Annotated in this window: 1 protein-coding gene; it reads right to left on the minus strand. The window is 55.3% G+C overall.

All coding sequences use genetic code 11. The features are described 5' to 3' along the window. On the minus strand, positions 1–642 hold a 642-nt coding region (locus J7438_RS26815), incomplete at both ends, for a DUF1601 domain-containing protein (protein ID WP_209279067.1).

Here is a 642-nt window from a genome sequence, read left to right on the forward strand (position 1 = left end):
TTCGGTGTCTTCTCCAGCTCCAACCCCTTATCCACAAGTTTCGCCACGGCCCACAGCAGGTTGGCGACTTCCTGTGGCTTGAAGTGGTCTTTCTCTTCTTTTGATTCGGCTTTGTTTTGCACATAGGACAACAGCGCGACCACGGCCCCTTTGAGCTGCGGTGTCTTCTCCAGCTCCAACCCGTTATCCACCAGTTTCGCCACGGCCCACAGCAGGTTGGCGGTAGCTTGAGCGTTCAAGTGGCCTTTCTCTTCTTTTGATTCGGCTTTGGTTTTCACATGGGGCAACACCGCGGCCACGGCCTCTTTCAGCTTCGGTGTCTTCTCCAACTCCAGCCCGTTGTCCACCAGTTTCGCTACCGCCCACAGCAGGTTGGCGATGCCCTGTGGCTTGAAGTCGTCTTTCCCTTCTTTTGATTCGGCCTTGGTTTTCACATGGGGCAACAGCGCGGCCACGGCTTCTTTCAGCTTCGGTGTCTTCTCCAACTCCAGCCCGTTGTCCACCAGTTTCGCTAACGCCCACAGCAGGTTGGCGATGCCCTGTGGCTTGAAGTCGTCTTTCTTTTCTTTTGATTCGGCCTTGGTTTTCACATGAGGCAACAGCGAGGTCACGGCCTCTTTGAGCTTCGGTGTCTTCTCCAAC

The organism is Thalassotalea sp. G20_0 (genome assembly GCF_017744175.1).
Taxonomy (GTDB): Bacteria; Pseudomonadota; Gammaproteobacteria; order Pseudomonadales; family Endozoicomonadaceae; genus Endozoicomonas.